At 67.0% G+C, this 19,729-nt stretch carries 17 protein-coding genes; 13 read left to right on the top strand and 4 right to left on the bottom strand.

The annotated features are described in order from the left end of the window. The first annotated feature begins 63 nt into the window (after positions 1–63). From QTI24_RS16220 to QTI24_RS16185, 8 genes are all read left to right on the top strand, one after another. The gene (locus QTI24_RS16220; RefSeq protein WP_286601754.1) at positions 64–1,179 is read left to right on the top strand and encodes a TRAP transporter substrate-binding protein; all 1,116 of its coding nucleotides are present in this window, start codon (positions 64–66) and stop codon (positions 1,177–1,179) included. An 88-nt stretch (positions 1,180–1,267) separates the two neighbouring features. Beyond that, a complete protein-coding gene (locus tag QTI24_RS16215) occupies positions 1,268–1,924 on the top strand; it encodes a TRAP transporter small permease subunit (protein ID WP_286601752.1) in 657 nt (218 codons plus the stop codon). Next, positions 1,921–3,798: a TRAP transporter large permease gene (locus QTI24_RS16210; RefSeq protein WP_286601751.1), complete on the top strand. Its 1,878-nt coding sequence runs from the start codon at positions 1,921–1,923 to the stop codon at positions 3,796–3,798. Before QTI24_RS16215 ends, QTI24_RS16210 begins: the two co-directional genes overlap by 4 nt. A gap of 62 nt (positions 3,799–3,860) precedes the next feature. Further along, complete coding sequence (locus QTI24_RS16205; RefSeq protein WP_286601750.1) at positions 3,861–4,286, top strand: ribbon-helix-helix domain-containing protein; 426 nt, start codon at positions 3,861–3,863, stop codon at positions 4,284–4,286. A gap of 36 nt (positions 4,287–4,322) precedes the next feature. Then, entirely contained in the window at positions 4,323–5,471 is a 1,149-nt protein-coding gene (locus QTI24_RS16200) for an extracellular catalytic domain type 1 short-chain-length polyhydroxyalkanoate depolymerase (protein WP_286601748.1), read from the top strand. 132 nt (positions 5,472–5,603) lie between these two features. Beyond that, entirely contained in the window at positions 5,604–7,730 is a 2,127-nt protein-coding gene (locus QTI24_RS16195; protein ID WP_286601747.1) for a DUF6600 domain-containing protein, read from the top strand. Positions 7,731–7,786: 56 nt separating this feature from the next. Then, positions 7,787–9,142, top strand: coding sequence for a glutathione-disulfide reductase (gene gorA / locus QTI24_RS16190; RefSeq protein WP_286601746.1), 1,356 nt, complete (start codon positions 7,787–7,789; stop codon positions 9,140–9,142). Between the two features lie 33 nt (positions 9,143–9,175). Next, positions 9,176–10,693, top strand: coding sequence for an AMP nucleosidase (locus QTI24_RS16185; protein WP_286601745.1), 1,518 nt, complete (start codon positions 9,176–9,178; stop codon positions 10,691–10,693). Between the two features lie 115 nt (positions 10,694–10,808). Here QTI24_RS16185 and QTI24_RS16180 read toward each other — a convergent pair whose 3' ends face one another. Then, entirely contained in the window at positions 10,809–11,498 is a 690-nt protein-coding gene (locus QTI24_RS16180) for an ArsR/SmtB family transcription factor (protein ID WP_286601744.1), read from the bottom strand. Between the two features lie 51 nt (positions 11,499–11,549). On the opposite strand from QTI24_RS16180, the gene QTI24_RS16175 reads away from it, so the two are divergent. Continuing rightward, positions 11,550–12,701: a cytochrome P450 gene (locus QTI24_RS16175; RefSeq protein ID WP_286601743.1), complete on the top strand. Its 1,152-nt coding sequence runs from the start codon at positions 11,550–11,552 to the stop codon at positions 12,699–12,701. Positions 12,702–12,709: 8 nt separating this feature from the next. Here QTI24_RS16175 and QTI24_RS16170 read toward each other — a convergent pair whose 3' ends face one another. Then, on the bottom strand, positions 12,710–13,678 hold the full coding sequence (locus QTI24_RS16170; RefSeq protein ID WP_286601741.1) for a pyridoxamine 5'-phosphate oxidase family protein: 969 nt from the start codon (positions 13,676–13,678) through the stop codon (positions 12,710–12,712). Further along, complete coding sequence (locus tag QTI24_RS16165; RefSeq protein WP_286601739.1) at positions 13,675–14,319, bottom strand: glutathione S-transferase family protein; 645 nt, start codon at positions 14,317–14,319, stop codon at positions 13,675–13,677. Before QTI24_RS16165 ends, QTI24_RS16170 begins: the two co-directional genes overlap by 4 nt. Positions 14,320–14,431: 112 nt before the next feature. Between QTI24_RS16165 and QTI24_RS16160 the strand changes: the two genes are divergently transcribed. The 4 genes from QTI24_RS16160 to QTI24_RS16145 are packed head-to-tail and all read left to right on the top strand — an operon-like array spanning position 14,432 to position 18,791. Continuing rightward, positions 14,432–15,322: a LysR family transcriptional regulator gene (locus QTI24_RS16160; RefSeq protein ID WP_286601737.1), complete on the top strand. Its 891-nt coding sequence runs from the start codon at positions 14,432–14,434 to the stop codon at positions 15,320–15,322. A gap of 16 nt (positions 15,323–15,338) precedes the next feature. Continuing rightward, on the top strand, positions 15,339–16,283 hold the full coding sequence (locus QTI24_RS16155) for an ATP-binding cassette domain-containing protein (RefSeq protein ID WP_286601736.1): 945 nt from the start codon (positions 15,339–15,341) through the stop codon (positions 16,281–16,283). A gap of 5 nt (positions 16,284–16,288) precedes the next feature. Then, positions 16,289–17,119 carry an ABC transporter permease gene (locus QTI24_RS16150; RefSeq protein WP_286601735.1) on the top strand — a complete coding sequence of 277 codons (831 nt, stop codon included), beginning with the start codon at positions 16,289–16,291 and terminating at the stop codon, positions 17,117–17,119. Positions 17,120–17,153: 34 nt separating this feature from the next. Then, a complete protein-coding gene (locus tag QTI24_RS16145) occupies positions 17,154–18,791 on the top strand; it encodes a hypothetical protein (protein ID WP_286601733.1) in 1,638 nt (545 codons plus the stop codon). Between the two features lie 17 nt (positions 18,792–18,808). Here QTI24_RS16145 and QTI24_RS16140 read toward each other — a convergent pair whose 3' ends face one another. Continuing rightward, on the bottom strand, positions 18,809–19,717 hold the full coding sequence (locus QTI24_RS16140; RefSeq protein ID WP_286601732.1) for a LysR family transcriptional regulator: 909 nt from the start codon (positions 19,715–19,717) through the stop codon (positions 18,809–18,811). Positions 19,718–19,729: the final 12 nt, after the last annotated feature.

Raw genomic sequence — 19,729 nt, 5'->3', positions numbered from 1 at the left:
ACGAATGTTTACGTATCAAAGATGGCAGTCTGGATTGTCCAGACCCACCAACGGAGACACGCAATGACCGAGAAACAACCGACCCGTCGACGCAGTCTGCTGAAAGGAGCGGCCGTGGCGGCCGGCGCGATGTCCGCGCCGATGGTCAGCATGGCACAGACCACTTCGCTGCGATTCCAGAGTACCTGGCCGGCGAAGGACATCTTCCACGAGTACGCCAACGACTTCGCCAAGAAGGTGAACGACATGGCGGGCGGCCGCCTGAAGATCGAGGTGCTGCCTTCCGGCGCGGTCGTGCCGGCATTCCAGTTGCTCGAAGCAGTGAACAAGGGCACGCTCGATGGCGGCCACGGTGTGGTGGCGTACCACTACGGCAAGAATTCCGCGCTAGCGCTCTGGGGCTCGGGCCCAGCCTATGGCATGGACCCGAACATGGTGCTCGCGTGGCACTACTACGGCGGCGGAAAGGCGCTGCTGGAGGAAATCTACAAGTCGATCAACATGGACGTGGTGTCGTACCTCTACGGTCCGATGCCGACGCAGCCGCTGGGCTGGTTCAAGAAGCCGATCGCCAAGGCCGAAGACCTGAAAGGCTTGAAGTACCGCACCGTCGGCCTCGCAGTCGACATCTTTACCGAGATGGGCGCTGCGGTGAACCCGCTGCCCGGCGGCGAGATCGTGCCCGCGCTCGATCGTGGCCTGATCGATGCAGCCGAGTTCAACAACGCGTCGAGCGACCGCGTGCTCGGCTTTCCCGATGTCGCGAAGAACTGCATGCTGCAGAGCTTCCACCAGAGCGGCGAGCAGTTCGAGATCCTTTTCAACAAGGGCAAGTACAGCGCGCTGCCGCAGGAGCTGCGCTCCATCATCGACTACTCGGTCCAGGCGGCCAGCGCCGACATGAGCTGGAAGGCCGTCGCGCGCAACACGCAAGACTACGTCGAGATGAAGAAGACCGGCGTCAAGTTCTACAAGACCCCCGACGCCATCCTGCGCGCCCAACTCGCAGCGTGGGACAAGACCATCGCCAAGAAGGCAGGCGAAAACCCGCTGTTCAAGAAGGTTCTCGAATCGCAGAAGGCTTTCGCGCAGCCCGCCGGGCAGTGGCAGAACGACTACATGGTCGATTTCAAGATGGCCTACAACCACTACTTCTCCGGGCAGGCGAAGAAGGCCTGATCTCCATCCAACCCAGTCGCACTCGCGGCGCCCGCCTTCCGGTCCCGGCCGGAAGGCATCTTTTTGCCTGTCGTACTTCGGGGCACCGATGACTACCCAACAGATATTGCATGCGGCCGACCGCCTGAGCACGTGGACCGGCAAGACCTTTGCGTGGCTCATCGTCGCCCTGATGCTGGTGGTATGCGCCGAGGTCTTCAAGCGCTATGCGCTCAACGCGCCGACAGCCTGGATCTACGACGTCAACAACATGATGTACGGCACGCTCTTCATGATGTGCGGCGCCTACACGCTCTCGCAGGACGGGCACGTGCGCGGCGACTTCCTTTACGGAAGCATGAAGCCACGCACCCAGGCCACGCTGGACCTGGTGCTCTACATCGCCTTCTTCCTCCCCGGCATCGGCGCCCTGACCTGGGCCGGCTGGGGCTACTACCAGGATTCGCTGGCCATGCACGAGCAGACCTTCAATGCCACGCCGCTACCGGTGTACCCCTTCAAGTTCGTCATACCGGTTGCGGGCGCCATCGTGATGCTGCAGGGCCTGGCCGAGATCCTGCGTTGCGTGGTGTGCCTGCGCACCGGCGAATGGACACCTCGCCTGAAGGACGCCGAGGAAATGGACGTGGTCGAACAGCAACTCGCCAGCAGCACCTTCGTGGACGAGGAGGCGCGGCGCGATGTCATCGAACGCGCCAAGGACGTGGATGAAGCGGCTCGCCACCGTGGAAGGGAATCGGTATGAGCCAAGCTGCCATGGGGCTCACGATGCTGGGGCTCATCGTCGTCGTGATCATGCTGGGCTTTCCCACGGCGTTCACGCTGATGGGCCTGGGCATGCTGTTCGGCTTCGCCGCCTTCTACGACCCGGCCGTGCCGTGGTTCGACAACCACGTCTTCGACCTGATGGTGCAACGCACCTTCGGCGCGATGACCAACGAGACGCTGCTGTCGATCCCGCTGTTCGTACTGATGGGCTACGTGATGGAGCGCGGCGCCCTGGTCGACAAGATGTTCCACAGCGTGCAGCTCGCCTTCCGCCGCGTGCCGGGGTCGCTCGCGGTGGCGACGCTGATCATCTGTACCTTCTGGGGCATCGCGAGCGGCCTGGTCGGCGCGGTGGTGGTGCTGATGGGCGTGATCGCGATGCGCCCGATGCTCAACGCAGGCTACGACACGCGGCTCGCGGCCGGCGTCATCACTGCCGGGGGCACGCTGGGCATCCTGATCCCGCCGTCGGTGATGATCATCGTGTACGCCGCGGTGGCCGGGCAGTCGGTCGTCAAGCTCTACGCGGCGGCGATGTTCCCGGGATTCTTCCTGGCCTTCCTGTACCTGATCTACGTGATCGGATGGGCGCTGATCCAGCCGAAGGTCGCGCCCAAGCTGCCGCCCGAAGCGCAGCGCGCGCCGATCTCGCCGCAGGTGGCACACATTGCCGCGAGCTATTCGCAACGGCTGTTGCCGGCGCTGGCCGCGGCGGTGCTTGCGCCGGCGCGAGCGATCAGCTCGGCGGCAGCGGGCGCGCGTGTCAGTTGGCTGATGCTGGTGCGCTATCTGACGGTAGCGCTTGTGCCGGTCCTGCTCGCAGCCGTGACGCTGGGCTCCATCTGGTGGTACGTCACGATCTATTCGCAGAAGGACAACACGCCCCCTGCGCCGGAGGTGACGCAGTCCCAGCCGGCGCCCCAGGAGAGCACCGGACTGGCGGAACCGCCCGGCACCAGCGACCTGCAGGCGCCGCCCGGAGCCGAAGGACTGGAGGAGCCCCCCGGCGCCGAAGGCTCGACGCCCAAGGGGGAACAAGGTCTCCAGGCCCTCGGCGAGCCAGTTGCCGCGCCGCATGCGGAGGCAGTGCCCCAGACCTTCTACATCGGCTTCTGGCTGACCTGCGCCTTCGTCCTTGCGCTGCTCGTCTGGTACTACGCGAAGATGGACGCCGAGCAGTTCGAGATCCTTCGCATGCTGGTGTCTTCGGTGATGCCGCTCGGCATCCTGACGCTGGTGGTGCTGGGCGTGATCCTGTTCGGCATCACGACGGCGACCGAATCGGCCGCGGTCGGCGCGGCGGGCGCGTTCCTCATGGCGTGGCAGGCGAAGACGCTCAACTTCCAACGCATCAAGGAAGCCGTGTTCCTGACGGCGAAGACGACAGCGATGGTGTGCTGGCTGTTCGTCGGCTCGGCGCTCTTCTCCGCGGTGTTCGCGCTGCTCGGCGGCCAACGCATCATCGAAGAATGGGTGATGGGCATGAACCTGACGCCGCTGCAGTTCCTGCTGCTGTCGCAGGCCATCATCTTCGTGCTCGGCTGGCCGCTGGAATGGACGGAGATCATCGTGATCTTCATTCCCATCTTCCTGCCGCTGCTAGCGCACTTCCAGATCGACCCGCTGCTCTTCGGCGTCCTGGTGTTCGTGAACCTGCAGGCGGCGTTCCTGTCGCCGCCGGTGGCGATGTCGGCCTTCTATCTGAAGGGGGTGTCACCGCCGCACGTGACGCTCAACCAGATCTTCGCGGGGATGATGCCGTACATGTTCATCGTGATCCTGTGCATGGTGTTCATGTACATCTGGCCGGGCCTGACGACGTGGCTGCCGAGATACCTGTACGGGGGCTAGAGGCTTTAGTCTAGAAATTACCATCCTATCGCCATCCAATGGGATGGTGATAGGATGGCGACATGCAGACAGCTCTTACCCCGGTCACCCCACGGACCAAACTCCCCGACGCCGAGAAGATCACGATCAATCTCGGCTACGTCGATCTCGGCCATATCGACCTGATGGTGGCCGAAGGCTTCTATTCGAACCGCACAGACTTCATCCGCACCGCCATCCGCAACCAGCTCACCACCCACGGCGATGCGCTGAAGCAGGTGGTGGCGCGGAAGATGCTCGTGCTGGGGCTGCAGCAGTTCGGCGTCGGCAATCTCGAAGCGGTCCGCCGCGCCGGCGAGAAGCTCGAGATTCGCGTGCTCGGGCTCGCCAGCATCTCGGCGGACGTGACGCCCGAACTCGCGCTCGAAACCATCGGATCCATCACCGTACTCGGCGCGCTGCATGCGAGCCCCGCCGTCAAGGCCGCATTGGCCGACCGGATCCATTGACCGGCTTTCCCCCTTTTTCCTCCAACCCAAGGCCCCATGAATCCCCTTTTCAAACGGCTGATGCGTCAGGCCACCCGTCTGACCAGCACCGGCAACCTGCGCGAAGCGACGCGCGCCATCCAGCGCGCGCTGGGCGGATTGGGTGCCTCGGAATCCACTGCCGGTCGTCCGGCCGACGCCGCGTCCCCATCGGCCCGCGCCGCCAACGAGGACACGCTGGTCGTCGACGTCGAGGCACGCTTGGTCGAAGCGGCTCCCTCGGTAGTCGAGGCGCCCGCCGTCCAAACGCCCTCACTCACACCCGCCACCGAGTCGGAGGAGGAGTGGATCGACGGCCTCTTCGCCCACCAGCACCGGTCCATTGCGTACAAGCTCTTCGTGCCCGCGAAGGGCACGGGCGAGCCGCGTCCGCTTCTGCTGATGCTGCACGGCTGCACCCAGCACCCGGAAGACTTCGCGGCCGGCACGCAGATGAACCAGCTGGCGCGCGAACACGGCTTTCTCGTGCTCTACCCTGCGCAGACGCAGCACGCCAACTCGTCGAAATGCTGGAACTGGTTCAAGCCCCAGCACCAGCAGCGCGAACGCGGCGAGCCGGCGTTGCTGGCCGCCCTCACGCATTCGGTCTTGGCCGCGCAGTCGGTCGACCCGGCCCGCGTCTATGTCGCCGGTCTCTCGGCCGGGGGCGCGATGGCGGACATCCTCGGGCGCACGCACCCGGACCTCTTCGCCGCGGTCGGCGTGCACTCGGGGTTGCCGACCGGCGCGGCAAGCGATCTGATGTCTGCGCTGTCCGCGATGAAAAGCGGCCACGCAAAGGGCGCAACGGCCGGCCGGATGCCCCCGACCATCGTCTTCCACGGCGATGCCGATTCCACGGTCCATCCGCGCAATGGCGAACAAGTGGTCGCGGCAGCGCTCGCCGGGCAGCCGGAAACCGCCGCCCCGGCCCCGCAGGAAGCCAGCGGCACATCGACGCAAGGCCGCACCTTCACCCGCCGCACCTACGCCAGCGCCGAAGGGCGCTCCGCGGTCGAGCATTGGGTACTGCATGGTGCCGGGCATGCCTGGGCCGGCGGGAGTTCGCAGGGATCCTTCACCGACCCTTCGGGACCGGATGCCAGCGCCGAAATGCTGCGCTTCTTTCTTGCGCACCCCCACGCCTCTCCCGCCACCGTGCAGTGAGGCCCACACCGGCACGCGCGCCGGACTTACACGCGGTTGCCTCCAGCACGAGATATTTCCTTTGCTTTGCAAAGCGGATGCCAGCGCGCAAGCCCGCTCGCGCGTTGATTCCGGAATGACGAAGGAATATCCATGAGACAACGCAGCACCTTGCTTCCAGGCCGCGTGGCCGCGTGGCTGCTGGGATTGGCATTGCTTCTGACAGGGTTTCAGGCTGCCGCGCAGCAGCAGGACCCGCCCGGAAGAGTCGGCCGGCTCAGTTTTCACCAGGGCGCGGTGAGCTTCTCGCCCGCCGGCGATGACAGCTGGTACGAAGTCGTGCCCAATCGCCCGCTGACCACCGGCGACCGACTCTGGACCGACCGCAATGCACGCGCCGAACTGCACGTTGGTTCGTCCGCGGTGCGGCTGGACGAGCAGACCAGCGTCACCTTGTCCGAAATCGACGACGACACCGCACGCATCACCGCCGAGCAGGGGAGCGTGCAAGTTCGCGTTCGCGACGACCTGGCCGGCCAGCGCTTCGAAGTCGATACGGGCAACCTCGCCGTGGTCATCGATGCGCCGGGCGACTACCGCATCGAAACGGACCCAACCGCGGGCACGACGCGGGTCGCCGTCGCCGCGGGGAATGTCACGCTGTACGGCGAAGGCGGCGAATCCATGCCGCTGGGCGCACACCAGCAGATCACGACCTCGGGCCGCAACCTCGCAGCCGCCAACGGCGCCCCCGTGCGCGCCAGCGGCGAATTCGATCGCTGGGTGGCCGAGCGCGACCGCATCGAAGACCAGTCGATTTCCGCGCGCTACGTCTCGCGCGATGTGGTCGGCTACCAGCAACTCGACGCCTACGGCGACTGGCAGAACGATCCCGACTACGGCAGCGTGTGGTACCCGCGCGGCGTGGACGCCGAATGGGCGCCCTACCGCGACGGCCAATGGGTCGACGTGGCGCCATGGGGCTGGACCTGGATCGACGCCGCGCCCTGGGGCTTTGCGCCCGCCCACTACGGCCGCTGGGCGCGCATCGGCCCGCGATGGGGCTGGGTGCCCGGCCGGCCGCATGGGCGTCCGATCTATTCGCCCGCGGTGGTGGGCTTCGTCGGCGGCTCCCCCGGCAGGAACCCGAACCTGATACCGGGCGGCCGCCATGGCGTCGGATGGTTCCCGCTCGCCCCGGGCGAAACCTGGCGGCCGGGTTACCACGCGAGCCAGAGGTACATCGACCAAGCCAACCGCGCGGCGGCCTACCAGCGACGGGGCGGCCGCAGCGGCTACGCGAACCCGCAGACGCCCGGCGCGGTCACGATCGTGCCCATCGACCTCTTCGGCCGAGGCCCCATCGCAAGACGTGATGTCGTGCGCGTCCCGCCCGACCGCCTCGTGAGCGTTCCGGTGGGCATGGGCGCCCCGATTCCGCTGCGGGGCGATCGACCGCACGGCGCATACGGCCGGCCCGCCACCATGCTCCCGCCGCCCGCATTCCAGGCACGGCAACAACAGCAGTTCCAGCAGGCGCGCCAGATGCAACAGGCGCAGCAGCAGCTCCAGCAAGCGCAGCGCCAACAGCAGGACGTGCAGCAGCGTGCCGCGGTGCAGGCCATCCAGGGCCAGCAAGCGCAGCAAGCCCAGCAGTTCCAGAACCTGCAACGGCAGCAGCAGGAAGTGCAACAGCGCGCCGCAGCGCAGGCCGTGCAAGCGCAGCAAATCCAGCAGGCCCAACGCCAGCAGCAGGAAGCGCAGCAGCGTGCCGCAGCCCAGGCGATCCAGGCCCAGCAAGCTCAGCAGTTCCAGCAGGCCCAGCGGCAACAGCAGGATATCCAGCAACGTGCCGCGGCGCAGGCGATGCAGGCTCAACAGGCGCAACAACTCCAACAGCAGGCGATGCGCCAGCAGCAGGAAGTCCAGCAGCGCGCCGCACAGGCCCAGGCGCAACAGGCGCAGCAGATGCAACTGCAACAGCAGCAGGCCCTGCGACAGCAACAGGAAATGCAGCAGCGTGCGGCCCAGGCTCAAATCCAGCAGATGCAGCAAGTCCAGCAGCAACAGGCCTTGCGCGCGCAGCAGCAGATACAGGCGCAGCATCAAATGCAGGCGGCGCAGCAGCAGATGCTGCAAGCTCAGCAGGCGCAACAGCAACAGGCCATTCGCCAGGCGCAAGAGGTACAGCAACGCGCGCTGCAAGCGCAGCAGCAGCAACGGCAGCAACGGTCGGGCATCCCCGGCCGGGATCCCAATCAGCAGCCCGACCGCCCGTAGCACCCGGCGCAGCGACTCCTTCGTCCGCCGGCTACAGTCGGCGCGAAGGAGTTCCCATGCGCACATTCGACTTCGACCTTTTCGTGATCGGCGGCGGAAGTGGCGGCGTGCGCGCGGCACGAATGGCCGCCCAGCGCGGCGCCCGCGTCGCGCTCGCCGAATGCGCCGAACTGGGTGGCACCTGCGTCAACGTCGGTTGCATTCCCAAGAAGCTCTACAGCTACGCGGCGGGCTATGCAGACTCCTTCGAGGAAGCCGCGGGGTTCGGCTGGCACGTCGGTGAATCGCGCTTCGACTGGGCGCGGCTCAAGGCCAACCGCGCGCGCGAGATCGCGCGGCTCAACGGTGTCTACCGCAGCCTGCTCGAAGGTGCGGGCGTCCACCTCATCCAGGGTTGGGCGCAACTGACGGATGCCCACGGCGTCCAGATCGGCGAAAAGCACTGCACCGCACAGCATGTGCTCGTGGCGACCGGCGGCATGCCCTTCGTGCCAGACATCGCCGGTCGCGAGCATGGGATCGTCTCCGACGCGATGTTCGATCTCGACCCGTTTCCGAAGCGGTTGCTGGTGGTCGGAGGTGGCTACATCGCCTGCGAGTTCGCGTCGATCTTCAATGGACTTGGCGCCCAGGTCACGCAGGTGCAGCGCAGCGCGCACCTGCTGAACGAGTTCGACGAGGATGTTCGCCAGTTCCTCGCCAGGGAGATGACGCGCACGGGCGTCGACATCCGCTTCAATGCCGAGATCAGCATGGTGACGCGCCTGGAGAGCGGCCTGTGCGCTCTGCTCTCGCGCGGCCAGCGGGTAGAGGCCGACACCATCCTCTTCGCGACCGGCCGCGTTCCCAATACGGCCGGCATGGGCCTCCAAGCCGCAGGTGTCGAGCTGGACGAGCGCGGCGGCGTGGTCGTCGACGCGCACTACCGCAGCTCGGTGCCGTCGATCCTCGCGGTGGGCGATGTGTCAACCCGCCAGCAACTCACGCCGGTGGCGCTGGCCGAGGCGATGGTGGTGGTCGACACCCTCTTCGGCAAGGGCAAGCGCCAGCTCGACTACGACTACACGCCGACCGCCGTGTTCACGCACCCGAACATCGGCACCTGCGGCTACACCGAAGCCGCCGCGCGCATGAAGTTCGGCAAGGTCACGATCTTCTCCAGCGAATTCCGCGCGCTGCGCCACACGCTGTCGGAGAGCAAGGAGCGCACGTTCATGAAGCTGATCGTCGACAAGGCGAGCGACCGTGTCGTCGGCCTGCACATGGTGGGCCCCGAAGCGGGCGAGATCGTGCAGGGCTTTGCCGTCGCGATGCGCTGCGGCGCGACCAAGGCGAACTTTGACAGCACCATCGGCATCCATCCCACCACCGCGGAAGAGCTTGTCACCATGCGAGAACCCATGCCCGGCTGAGTGAGCAAGCCTGGGGGTGAGCCACAATGCCCCATGCCTTACATGCCTGCTTTCATTGCGCCAGCCCGCTTTACCGATCCCGACGCTGCCCTGGAGCAGGTCCGACTCATCTACAACGGTGGCCTGCAGCACCTTCGCGAAGCGATGCAGCGCTTCGTCGCGGGCGAAAGCCTGCCGGGCCGCGTGCGGGCCTGCTACCCCTTCGTTCGGGTGCATACGCACACCGTGTCGCGGAGCACGCCGGTCGCCAACGCCGGGTTGAGCTATGGTTTCGTGTCGGGGCCGGGGCGCTACGAGACCACGCTGACGCGGCCCGACCTCTTTCTGCGCTACTACCGCGAGCAATTCAGGCTGCTGCTGGAGAACCACCGCGTCGAGCTGGAGATCGGCACCAGCACGCAGCCGATCCCGATTCATTTCTCCTTCGCCGAGAACGATCACATCGAAGGCACGATGTCCGCCGAGCGCCGCGCCCTGATGCGCGACGTGTTCGACCTGCCCGACCTCGGCGCGATGGACGACGGCATCGCCAACGGCACCTTCGAGGCCAAGCCGGGCGAGGCGCAGCCGCTGTCGCTCTTCACCGCGGCGCGGGTCGACTATTCGCTGCACCGCCTGCGCCACTACAGCGGAACCGCGCCCGAGTGGTTCCAGAACTTCGTGCTGTTCACCAACTACCAGTTCTACATCGACGAATTCGTGCGGCTCGGCCACGAGGCGATGACCGACGAGAAGAGCGAGTACATCGCCTTCATCGAGCCGGGCAACGTCGTCACCCGCCGGCGCGGGCTGTCTCCGGGTTCGAGCGAGCTGTACGGCGAGCTGCTCGACGGCACGCAGGGCACGCCGCCCGCCCGCCTGCCGCAGATGCCTGGCTATCACCTGGTGCGCGAGGACTGCACGGGCATCTCGATGGTCAACATCGGCGTCGGCCCGGCCAACGCCAAGACCATCACCGACCACGTCGCGGTGCTGCGGCCGCACGCGTGGATGATGCTCGGCCACTGCGCCGGCCTGCGCCAGGGGCAGCAGCTCGGCGACTACGTGCTGGCGCACGCCTATGTGCGCGAGGACCACGTGCTGGACGAGGAGCTGCCGCTGTGGGTGCCGATCCCGGCGCTCTCGGAGATCCAGCTCGCGCTCGAAAATGCGGTGGCCGAGGTCACCGGCACGCAGGGCACCGAACTCAAGAAGATCATGCGCACCGGCACGGTCGCCAGCACCGACAACCGCAACTGGGAACTGTTGCCCGGCAACCAGCCCCAGCGGCGATTCAGCCAGAGCCGCGCCGTCGCGCTCGACATGGAAAGCGCCACCATCGCCGCCAACGGCTTCCGCTTCCGCGTGCCCTACGGCACCTTGCTGTGCGTGAGCGACAAGCCGCTGCACGGCGAGATCAAGCTGCCCGGCATGGCCAATCAGTTCTATCGCGAGCGGGTCGAGCAGCATTTGCGCATCGGCATGGCCGCGATCGACATCCTGCGCCAGGAAGGCTCGAGCCGCCTCCACAGCCGCAAGCTCCGAAGCTTCGCCGAGGTAGCCTTCCAGTAGGAATCACCCCCAGGCTAGCCCACTTCGTGTGGCCGTCCACCCCCCTCTCCGGGGGCAATCCCTACGGCCCGGCTAAGCCGGTTCCGTGGGATTTCCCGGCTCAGCGTTTGCGTTGTCAGGGGGTGGAAAACATCTCGGGCATTTCGCGGTGGGCCTTGGGGGTGAGTGCCAGTGCGCGGCCGTCCAGGTCCTGGCGCACCCAGCCGCGGCGAATCGACAGTTGCAGCCATGCGGCGCCGAGCGCGCCGCCCAGGTGAGGGCGCCGTTCGCTCCAGTCGAGGCAGGCGCAGGCAAAGCGACGGCGGGTGTTGCGCGCATCCTCCACGTCGATGCCGAGGCTTTCGAGTGCGACGGCGCCTTCGGGGGTGAGTTCGTAGTCGCCTTCCGCAACCTCGTGCAGCCAGCCCTGCGCATGGAGACGGTCATGCAGCGCGACACCCGCCGTACCGGCCATGTGGTCGTAGCAGGTGCGCGCGCTGCGCAGTCGGCTCGGCGTGGTCGGGCGGAACTCGTTGCGCGGGGCGCCGGCGATCACCAGCAAGCCTTCGAGCGCGGCGGCGACCTCGCTGCCGGTGAGGCGGAAGTAGCGATGCTTGCCCTGCGCGACCGACTCGACGAGCCGCTGTTCCTTGAGCCGTGCCAGATGCGCGCTGGCCGTTGAAGCGGCAACCTCGGCGACCGCGGCCAGTTCTGTCGCAGTGCGGGCATGCCCGTCCAGCAGGCAGCACAGCATGCGGGCGCGTGCGGGTTCGGCGATGGCGCCGGCCAGGCGCGCGAGGTGGGTGTCGGCGGTGGATGCATCCATATTTCGATCGTAAACGAAGTGTGCTCGTTCGAAAAGCGCCAGACTGCGTGCATGAAACACATGGACCCACCGGCCGATGCGATCGCTGCCGTCACGCACTGCAATCCTTACCCGTGGTACGCCACGCTGCGCAGCGGTCCCGCGCTGGTCCTCGACGACCGCCTGCGGGCGTGGATCGCCAGCCGGGCTGACGTCGTTCGGGAAGTGCTCGCCAACGACGCACTGCGCGTTCGCCCCCCATCGGAGCCGGTGCCAGGCGCCATCGCCGGCACGCCGGCGGGCGAAGTGTTCGGGCGGCTGGTGCGCATGAACGACGGGGCGCCGCACGCGGCCCACAAGCCCAAATTGCAGCGGGCACTGGCCGGGTTGGATCTCCGCGCAGCGCACGCCGCGGCGCGCCAGGTCGCCGAGGGCATGCCGATTGATTCATTGTCCGACGCCTGCTTCGCGATGCCGGTGCGCGGCGTCGCTCACCTGCTCGGCTTCGCCACCGATGAACTGCGGAGCGTTTCCGAGTGGATGCGCGATTTCGTCGCCTGCCTGTCTCCGCTGTCAACGGCCGCCCAACTCGACGCCGCAAGTGAAGCCGCCGCCGCCCTGATGGCGCGCTTCGAGTCGTTGATCGCCACCCGGCCCGCACGCCACGGCACGCTGCTGGCGGCGGTTCAGGAACAGGCGCCGGCCGATCGCTCGCACGCCCTCATGGCGAACCTCGTCGGCCTGCTGTCGCAGACCTGCGAGGCCACGGCCGGCTTGCTGGGCAACAGCCTCGTCGCGCTGGCGCGCGAGCCCGGTCTGCGCCGAAGGATCGACTCGCGCTGGGAACTGCTGCCCTCGTTGGTCGAGGAAGTGGCCCGCCACGATCCTTCGATCCAGAACACGCGCCGCTTCGTCGCACAACCGACGACCGTCGCCGGCATCGAACTCGCGCCGGGCGAGGCGGTGCTGCTGGTGCTCGGCGCCGCCAACCGCGATCCGTCGCTCAATCCTGCACCGGCAACCTTCGAGCTGATGCGCGCAGAGCGTCGGACACTGGGCTTCGGCCACGGGGCGCATGCCTGCCCCGGCCAGGCGCTGGCAGCGACGGTCGCAGCGGCTGGGCTCGAAACGCTGCTCTCGCGCGGTCTCGATACCGATGCGCTGCAGGAACGAGGGTGGGGCTACCGTCCTTCTGTCAACGCCCGGATTCCCACGCTCCACTGATTTGATGCTCAAGCGGCCTTTGGCCACTGTCCTGTCGGAGCGAGGAACGGCGACAGATCCCCTCGGCCCCAACGGAGTGGCAGCGCAACCGGCATGAGGAGCGCAGACGCGACCTGCATGCGAAGCAACCGCTCCGCGCCGGCGAAGCCCGCGAGTTCGGGGCCGTCCCAGATCGTCTCGGCCGTCACGGCCAGCTGGAGCACATCGCCGGTCTCGAAGTCGATGAAGAGCAGGCCCGCCTTCGGATAGACGGCGATGTTGCCCAGCGTGTTGAAGAAGGAGTTGCCGACGAAATCCGGCACGGTCAGCGTCCCCTCGCCCGTCAGCTGGACAAAGCCTGACCGGCCGCCGCGGTGCGACACGTCGACGCCATGCGAGGCCGTCGCATCGCCGGCCGCAGGGTGGGCCGTGGCGATGAAGAAAGTGTCGGCCTTGGCCACGATCCGCCGAGCCGCCTCGTCCATGCGGTCGCTGCGGCGTGCGTTCGCAGCGGCATGCGCTCCGCCCACGAAGAGCGGCTCCCGTGTCTGGATGTACTTCGGGCAGTTGCCAAAGCTCTGCTGCACTTCGACCGAGAAGCCGCGTGCGTCGACCTGCTCCACCACGCCATTCATGCGGTTGCGGCGCCGCGTGTGCGGCTCGATGCCGAGGAGCCCGAGTGGCGCGCCGGACAACAGTGCCGATGACAATGGGTCCCCTGCGAGCGGACGCGCATCGATGCGCAGGTGATGCTCGTCGGGCGATTGCGCGAATCCGGGCGGCGCAGCGAGCACGCTCGCCCACGGCTGATGCGCCCGGTCGAGACTTCCCGCGATCAGGAAAGGCAGTTGCGCGAAGAAGGTGCGATGCTGCTCCGGCATGTAGTCCCGGATCACGCGCGGCCCGAGCGCATCCATGCGCTCACGCACCCCCGCGAGTGTTTGCATTGCACGCTCGCCCTCATGCCAGGGCGATGCGACGGCATCGATGGAGTTCATGCTGCCAACCCGATGCGTGACGGTGCCATCGGCACGAAGCCCGGCAATGCCTCGACGCGTGCCAGCCATTCGCGCACGTGGGGATAGGCTTCGAGCGACACATAGCCCTCCGGCGCATGGGCGACGTAGGTGTGGTTGGCGATGTCCGCCAGCGTCGCGGACGAGCCTGCGAGGAAGGGGCGCTCCGCCAGCTCGAGCTCCATCACGTGCAGGAGATCGTGGGCGCGCGCGATGACGTCGGTGGCATCCCTTGTCTGCCCGAACAACACGATGACGCGCGCCACCGACGGCCCTGCCGCGAGCGGTCCGGCCGCGACCGACAACCAGCGCTGCACACGGGCCGCGTCGACCGGATCGCGCGGATACCAGCGCGCCGGGTCGGCGGCATAGCGCTCGTTGAGGTAGACCAGGATGGCGTTCGAATCAGCCAATGTCGTGTCGCCGTCCTCGATGACCGGCACCTGTCCGAAGGCATTGCGCCGCAGGAATTCCGGGGTGCGATGTTCGCCCGCACGCAGATTGACCTCGATCGTCTCGAAGGGCAACCCGAGCAGCGAGAGAAACAACTTCACGCGGTGCGAGTGGCCGGAGATGGAAGCGCCGTAGACCTTGATGGGCTGGGCGGGACGAGTGGCTGGCATGTCGGGTTCTCCTGTTGCTGTGAGGTTGACGGTTCGATTCTGTTTTCTTCTCTCTTCCGAAGTAATGGCTACAGACGGAGTTGACTGTTGCGTTTTCCGGTTTAATCGCGCGATGGACCGTCTCAAAGCTATGCAGACCTTCGTGCAGATCGCCGACCAAGGCAACCTCACGAAAGCGGCCGACGCGCTCAACACCTCGCTTCCGGCGGTGGTGCGTTCGCTTGCCGCGCTCGAAGCCCATCTGGGCGTGCGGCTGTTCCACCGCACCACCCGGCGCATCTCCCTCACCGAGGAAGGCCGCAGCTACCTGCAAAGCGCGCGCGAGGTCCTGGCCGCCGCCGACGCGGCGGACCGTGCGCTTACCGTCGACGCAGCCGAACCCGCCGGGCAGCTCACCGTTACGGCGCCCGTGCTCTTCGGCCACATGTACGTGTCGCCTGCGATCGTTCGCTTTCTGCAGCGCTACGACAAGATGCGCTGCAGCGTGCTGCTGCACGACCGCAGCGTGAACCTGCTGGAGGAAGGCATCGATGTCGGTATCCGCATCAGCGCGCTGGAGGATTCGTCGCTGGTCGCCCAGCAGCTCGGAAGCATCCGGCGCGTGGTGGTCGCGAGCCCGGCCTATCTGCAACAGCACGGCACGCCCCGGCATCCACGCGAGTTGCTCGACGCCAATTGCGTGCGCATCCACCCAAGCAGCACGGTGCACTGGACCTTTCGCGACCATGGGCGGACGGTGGCCATCGCGGCGCGAGGCAACCTGGAGTTCAATCACATCGCGCCGGCCGTCGAGGCCTGTGCAGCGGGCATCGGCTTCGGCATGTTCTTCTCCTACCAGGTGCTGCCCTTGGTGAAGCAGGGCCGGTTGACGATCGTGCTGGACGAGTTCGAGCTTCCGCCACGACCCGTGAGCGTGATCTATCCGCACGCCCGGCTGCTGCCAGCGCGCACGCGCGCCTTCATCGACTGGATGAAGACTGAATTCGCAGGCCTCACCCTCTGACATTGAAACCCAGCCCATGCGCCACAATGCCGCGGTGCCGACTCCCCTCTTCCACGCCAGCCACCTGCACAAGCGCTACGGCACGACCACCGTGGTGGACGACTTGTCCTTCGAGATCGCGCCCGGCGAATGCCTGGGCGTGATCGGGCCCAACGGCGCCGGCAAGACGACCACCATCCGCATGTGCCTCGGGCTGACCACGCCCGACGGCGGCACGATCGAGGCGCTGGGCGGCCTCTCGATGCCGGAAGATGCACGCGCCATCAAGGCACAGCTCGGCGTGGTGAGCCAGTTCGACACGCTCGACCCTGACTTCAGCTGCGCGGAGAACCTGATGGTCTACGCCCGCTACTTCGGCATGCGCCGCGCCGAGATCGCGCCGCGCATTCCCCAACTGCTGGAATTTGCCGCGCTCTCGCACAAGGCCGACGCCAAGCCCGGAGAGCTTTCGGGCGGCATGCGGCGGCGCTTGTCGCTCGCACGCGCGCTCGTCAACGACCCGAAGCTGCTGATGCTCGACGAGCCCACCACCGGCCTCGACCCGCAGGCGAGGCATCTCATGTGGGAGCGGCTCCAGGTGTTGTTGCAGCAAGGCAAATCGATCCTGCTGACCACCCACTTCATGGACGAAGCCGAGCGCCTGTGTTCGCGCCTGCTGGTGCTCGACCACGGCCGCAAGATCGCCGAAGGACGGCCGCGCGACCTGATCGCCGAGCACCTGGAGCCTGATGTGGTCGAGCTGTATGGCAACGGTGCGCTCGAACTCGCGCAGTCGCCGCTGAAGGACTACGCAGCCCGCGTCGAGGTCAGCGGCGAGACGGTGTTCTTCTACACACAGGACGCGCGCGGCCTGATGACGGCGCTGGGCGACCGCAGCGGCTTGCGCACCTTCCATCGGCCGGCGAACCTGGAGGATCTGTTCCTCAAGCTGACGGGCCGGCAAATCCGAGAGGACGGTTGATTCGCATGTCGAGCCTGGCTTCTTCGTCCGCTCTTCCACCGACGCGCTCCGTCTGGCGCCCACCCGAACTCTCGATGCGCTGGTGGCCGGTGTTCCTGCGCAACCTGCTGGTGTGGCGCAAACTCGCCATCCCCAGCCTCATCGGCAACATTGCGGAGCCCCTGATCTGGCTGGTGGCCTTCGGCTACGGCATGGGCGCGCTGGTGGGCGAGGTGCAGGTCAATGGCACCCACATTCCCTACATCCTCTTTCTCGCCAGCGGCTCGGTCTGCATGAGCGCGATGAATGCGGCCTCGTTCGAGGCGCTGTATTCGGCCTTCTCGCGCATGCACGTACAGAAGACGTGGGACGGCATCATGAACGCGCCGGTCGGGCTCGACGACGTGGTGTTGGCCGAGATGCTCTGGGCCGGCTTCAAGGCAATCTTCACGACCACCGCGATCCTGTTCGTGATGCTCGGGCTGGGCATCAGCCACACCCCGAAGCTCTTCATCGCCTGGTTCGTGCTGGTGGGTGTGGGCATCACCTTCTCGTGCATTGCGTTGATCTTCAACGCACTGGCGAAGGGCTACGACTTCTTCACCTACTACTTCACGCTGTTCATGACGCCGATGATGTTCCTGTCGGGCGTGTTCTTTCCGCTGGAACAGTTGCCCGGCGTGGTGCGCACCGTTGCTGCTTGGCTGCCGCTGACCAACGCGGTGGCGCTGGTGCGGCCGCTCTTCATGGACCAATGGCCACTCGACTGGTGGCGGCATGCGCTGGTGCTGGTGGTCTACACGGTCGTCGCGTTCTGGATGGCATTGGGACTGACGCGAAGGCGCTTCCGGGCCTGACCGCGACGGGGGACTTTCACATCGAGGAGACAACATGAATCGGATCTTCGGCGGCGCCTTGCTGGCGTCGGCGTTCCTTCTCGGCGCCTGCACCACCACGGCGCCGCCCACACGGCCCAGCGCATGGACAGCGCCTGAGGCGATCGTGGCACCCTCCTCCTTCTCGGGCGTGCACGGCCTCGCGGTCGACCGGCAGGGCCGGCTTCTCGCGGGCTCCGTGGTCGGCAACAGCTTGTGGGAAGTCGACCGACAGACCGGCGCCGCACGCGTGCTGATCAAGAGCGTCGAAGGCCAGGCCGACGACATCGCGATCGGCCCCAAGGGCGAGCTGGCGTGGACCAACTACCTCATGGGCATGCTGCGCATGCGCGAGAGCGACAGCGCGCCGATGCGCGTGCTCGCCAAGGACCTGCCCGGCCTCAACTCGCTCGACTTCGACCGGCGCAACGGCAAGCTCTATGCCTCGCAGGTGTTCCTGGGCGACGCGCTGTGGGAGATCGACGTCGCGGGCCAGAAGCCGCCGCGCCTGATCAAGAAGGACATGGGCGGCTTCAACGGCTTCGAGGTCGGGCCCGACGGCATGCTCTACGGCCCGCTGTGGTTCAAGGGCCAGGTCGTGAAGATCGATCCGGCCAACGGCGCCATGACGGTGATCGCCGACGGCTTCAAGATCCCCGCCGCGGCCAATCTCGACGGCAAGGGCAACCTGTGGGTGGTTGATACCCGCAGCGGCGAATTGATCCGCGTCGACCTCGCGACAGGCCGCAAGACCGTCGCGAAGCAGCTCAAGCCATCGCTCGACAATCTCGCCATCGCGCCCGAGGGCACGATCTACGTGTCGAACATGGCCGACAACTCGGTCGAAGCCTTCAATCCCGCAACCGGCGACCTACGCCTGCTCACCGGCGGCAAGCTGGCCGTGCCGGCCGGCCTCAAGATCGACGGCGACGACCTCTGGGTGGCCGACATCTTCGGCTTCCGCCAGGTCGACGCCACGAGCGGCGCGGTGCGCGACATCTTCCGCATGCAGCGCGATCCTGACCTCGACTACCCGTCCGCGGTCGGCCTCTCGCCTACGCACTTCGCGCTGACGTCATGGTTCACGGGCACGGTCCAGCTGGTGGACCGGAAGACGCTCAAGACCACCGGCGTGCTGCACGGACTGAAGGCGCCAGTCGATGCCATTCCGATGCCCGACGGCAGCGTGATCTATGCCGAACTCGCGACCGGCAGCGTGAGCCGCGCCAGCGGCCCGAAGTTCGAGACCAAGGAAGTGATCGCGAGCGGCCTGGCCGGGCCGGTGCAGATGATCATGGGCAGGGACGGCGCGCTCTACGTGACCGAGGCCGCAGGCAAGCTGACGCGCATTCCGCTCGACGCGAGCGCGCCGCTGCGTGCCGTCGCCGAAGGACTGGCGATGCCCGAGGGCGTGGCGCAGACGCCATGGGGCACTTTCATCGTCGCGGAAAGCGCGGCGCGGCGGCTGGTCGAGATCGACATTGCGAACGGCACGCGGCGCACCGTCGCGGAGAACCTGCCGATCGGCCTCGAAGGCGGGCCGGGCATGCCGCCGCCCTACATGCCGACGGGCGTGGCGGTCGGCAAGGACGGCACGATCTACATGACGGCGGACCGCAACAACGCGCTGTACCGCATCCGGCCGCAGCGCTGAGGCCCGGCGGCCACGGGTCAACCCGGGGCGCTGCCGGCGTTGCAGTAAGCCGTCAGTGCGGTGACCAGATGCGCGAAGGTCGCGCGCACTCGTCGCATCCGCCGAAGGTCCTCGTGCATGGTGACCCAGGTTTCCAGCTCGTAGCAGAACTCCTTCGCCAGCACAGGCACCAGGGATGGATCACGCCGGGCGAGCGCCTTTTGGCAAATGCCGATTCCGAGCCCGGCGCGGATCGCGCCCAGTTGCGCGAGCTGGTTGTCGGTGCGGCAGCTGAACATCGCGCGCTTCAGGTCCAGGCCGAGGGCCCGCAGTGCGCGCAGGTCGGCGGTTTCGCGATCGGGTCCGATCAGGGCGAAGCGGTCGAGGTCGTCCAGCCTCGCCGGCGTGCCGTGCTTCTTCAGATACGCCGCCTTGGCGAAGAAGCCCAGTTCCACCACGCCTACACGCGTCGCGACGATCGAGGCCTGCGTCGGCCGCACCATGCGCACCGCGATGTCGGCTTCGTGTCGCAGCAAGTCCTCGTTGCGGTTGGTCAGGCTCAGCTCGAACACGAGGCCCGGCTGGGCATCGTGCAGGTCGGCCAGCACCGCAGGCAGCACCTCCGCGCCCATCACGTCGCTGGCGGTGATGCGAACCGTTCCTGACACCGCATGGATGTCCGCCGACGCAGCGCGCGCAAAGGCCTCGGCCGCGGCGGCCATGGTTTCGGCATGGGTGCCAAGCTCTCGCGCCGCGTCCGTCGGCGTCAGGCCGCTGGGCGATCGGGTGAAGAGCGCCACACCGATCGAGCGCTCCAGCGCCTCCAGGCGGCGGCGCACCGTCGGCTGGGCGATGTCGAGCGAGCGGGCCGCCGCCGACAGGCTGCCCTCGCGGAGGACGGCGAGAAAGGCGCGCTGGCTTTCCCAGTCCAGTGGATTGATGCTCATACATTTCATACT

Source organism: Variovorax sp. J22P240, assembly GCF_030316855.1.
GTDB lineage: Bacteria > Pseudomonadota > Gammaproteobacteria > Burkholderiales > Burkholderiaceae_C > Variovorax.
This window is presented reverse-complemented; position numbering and strand designations above follow the sequence as displayed.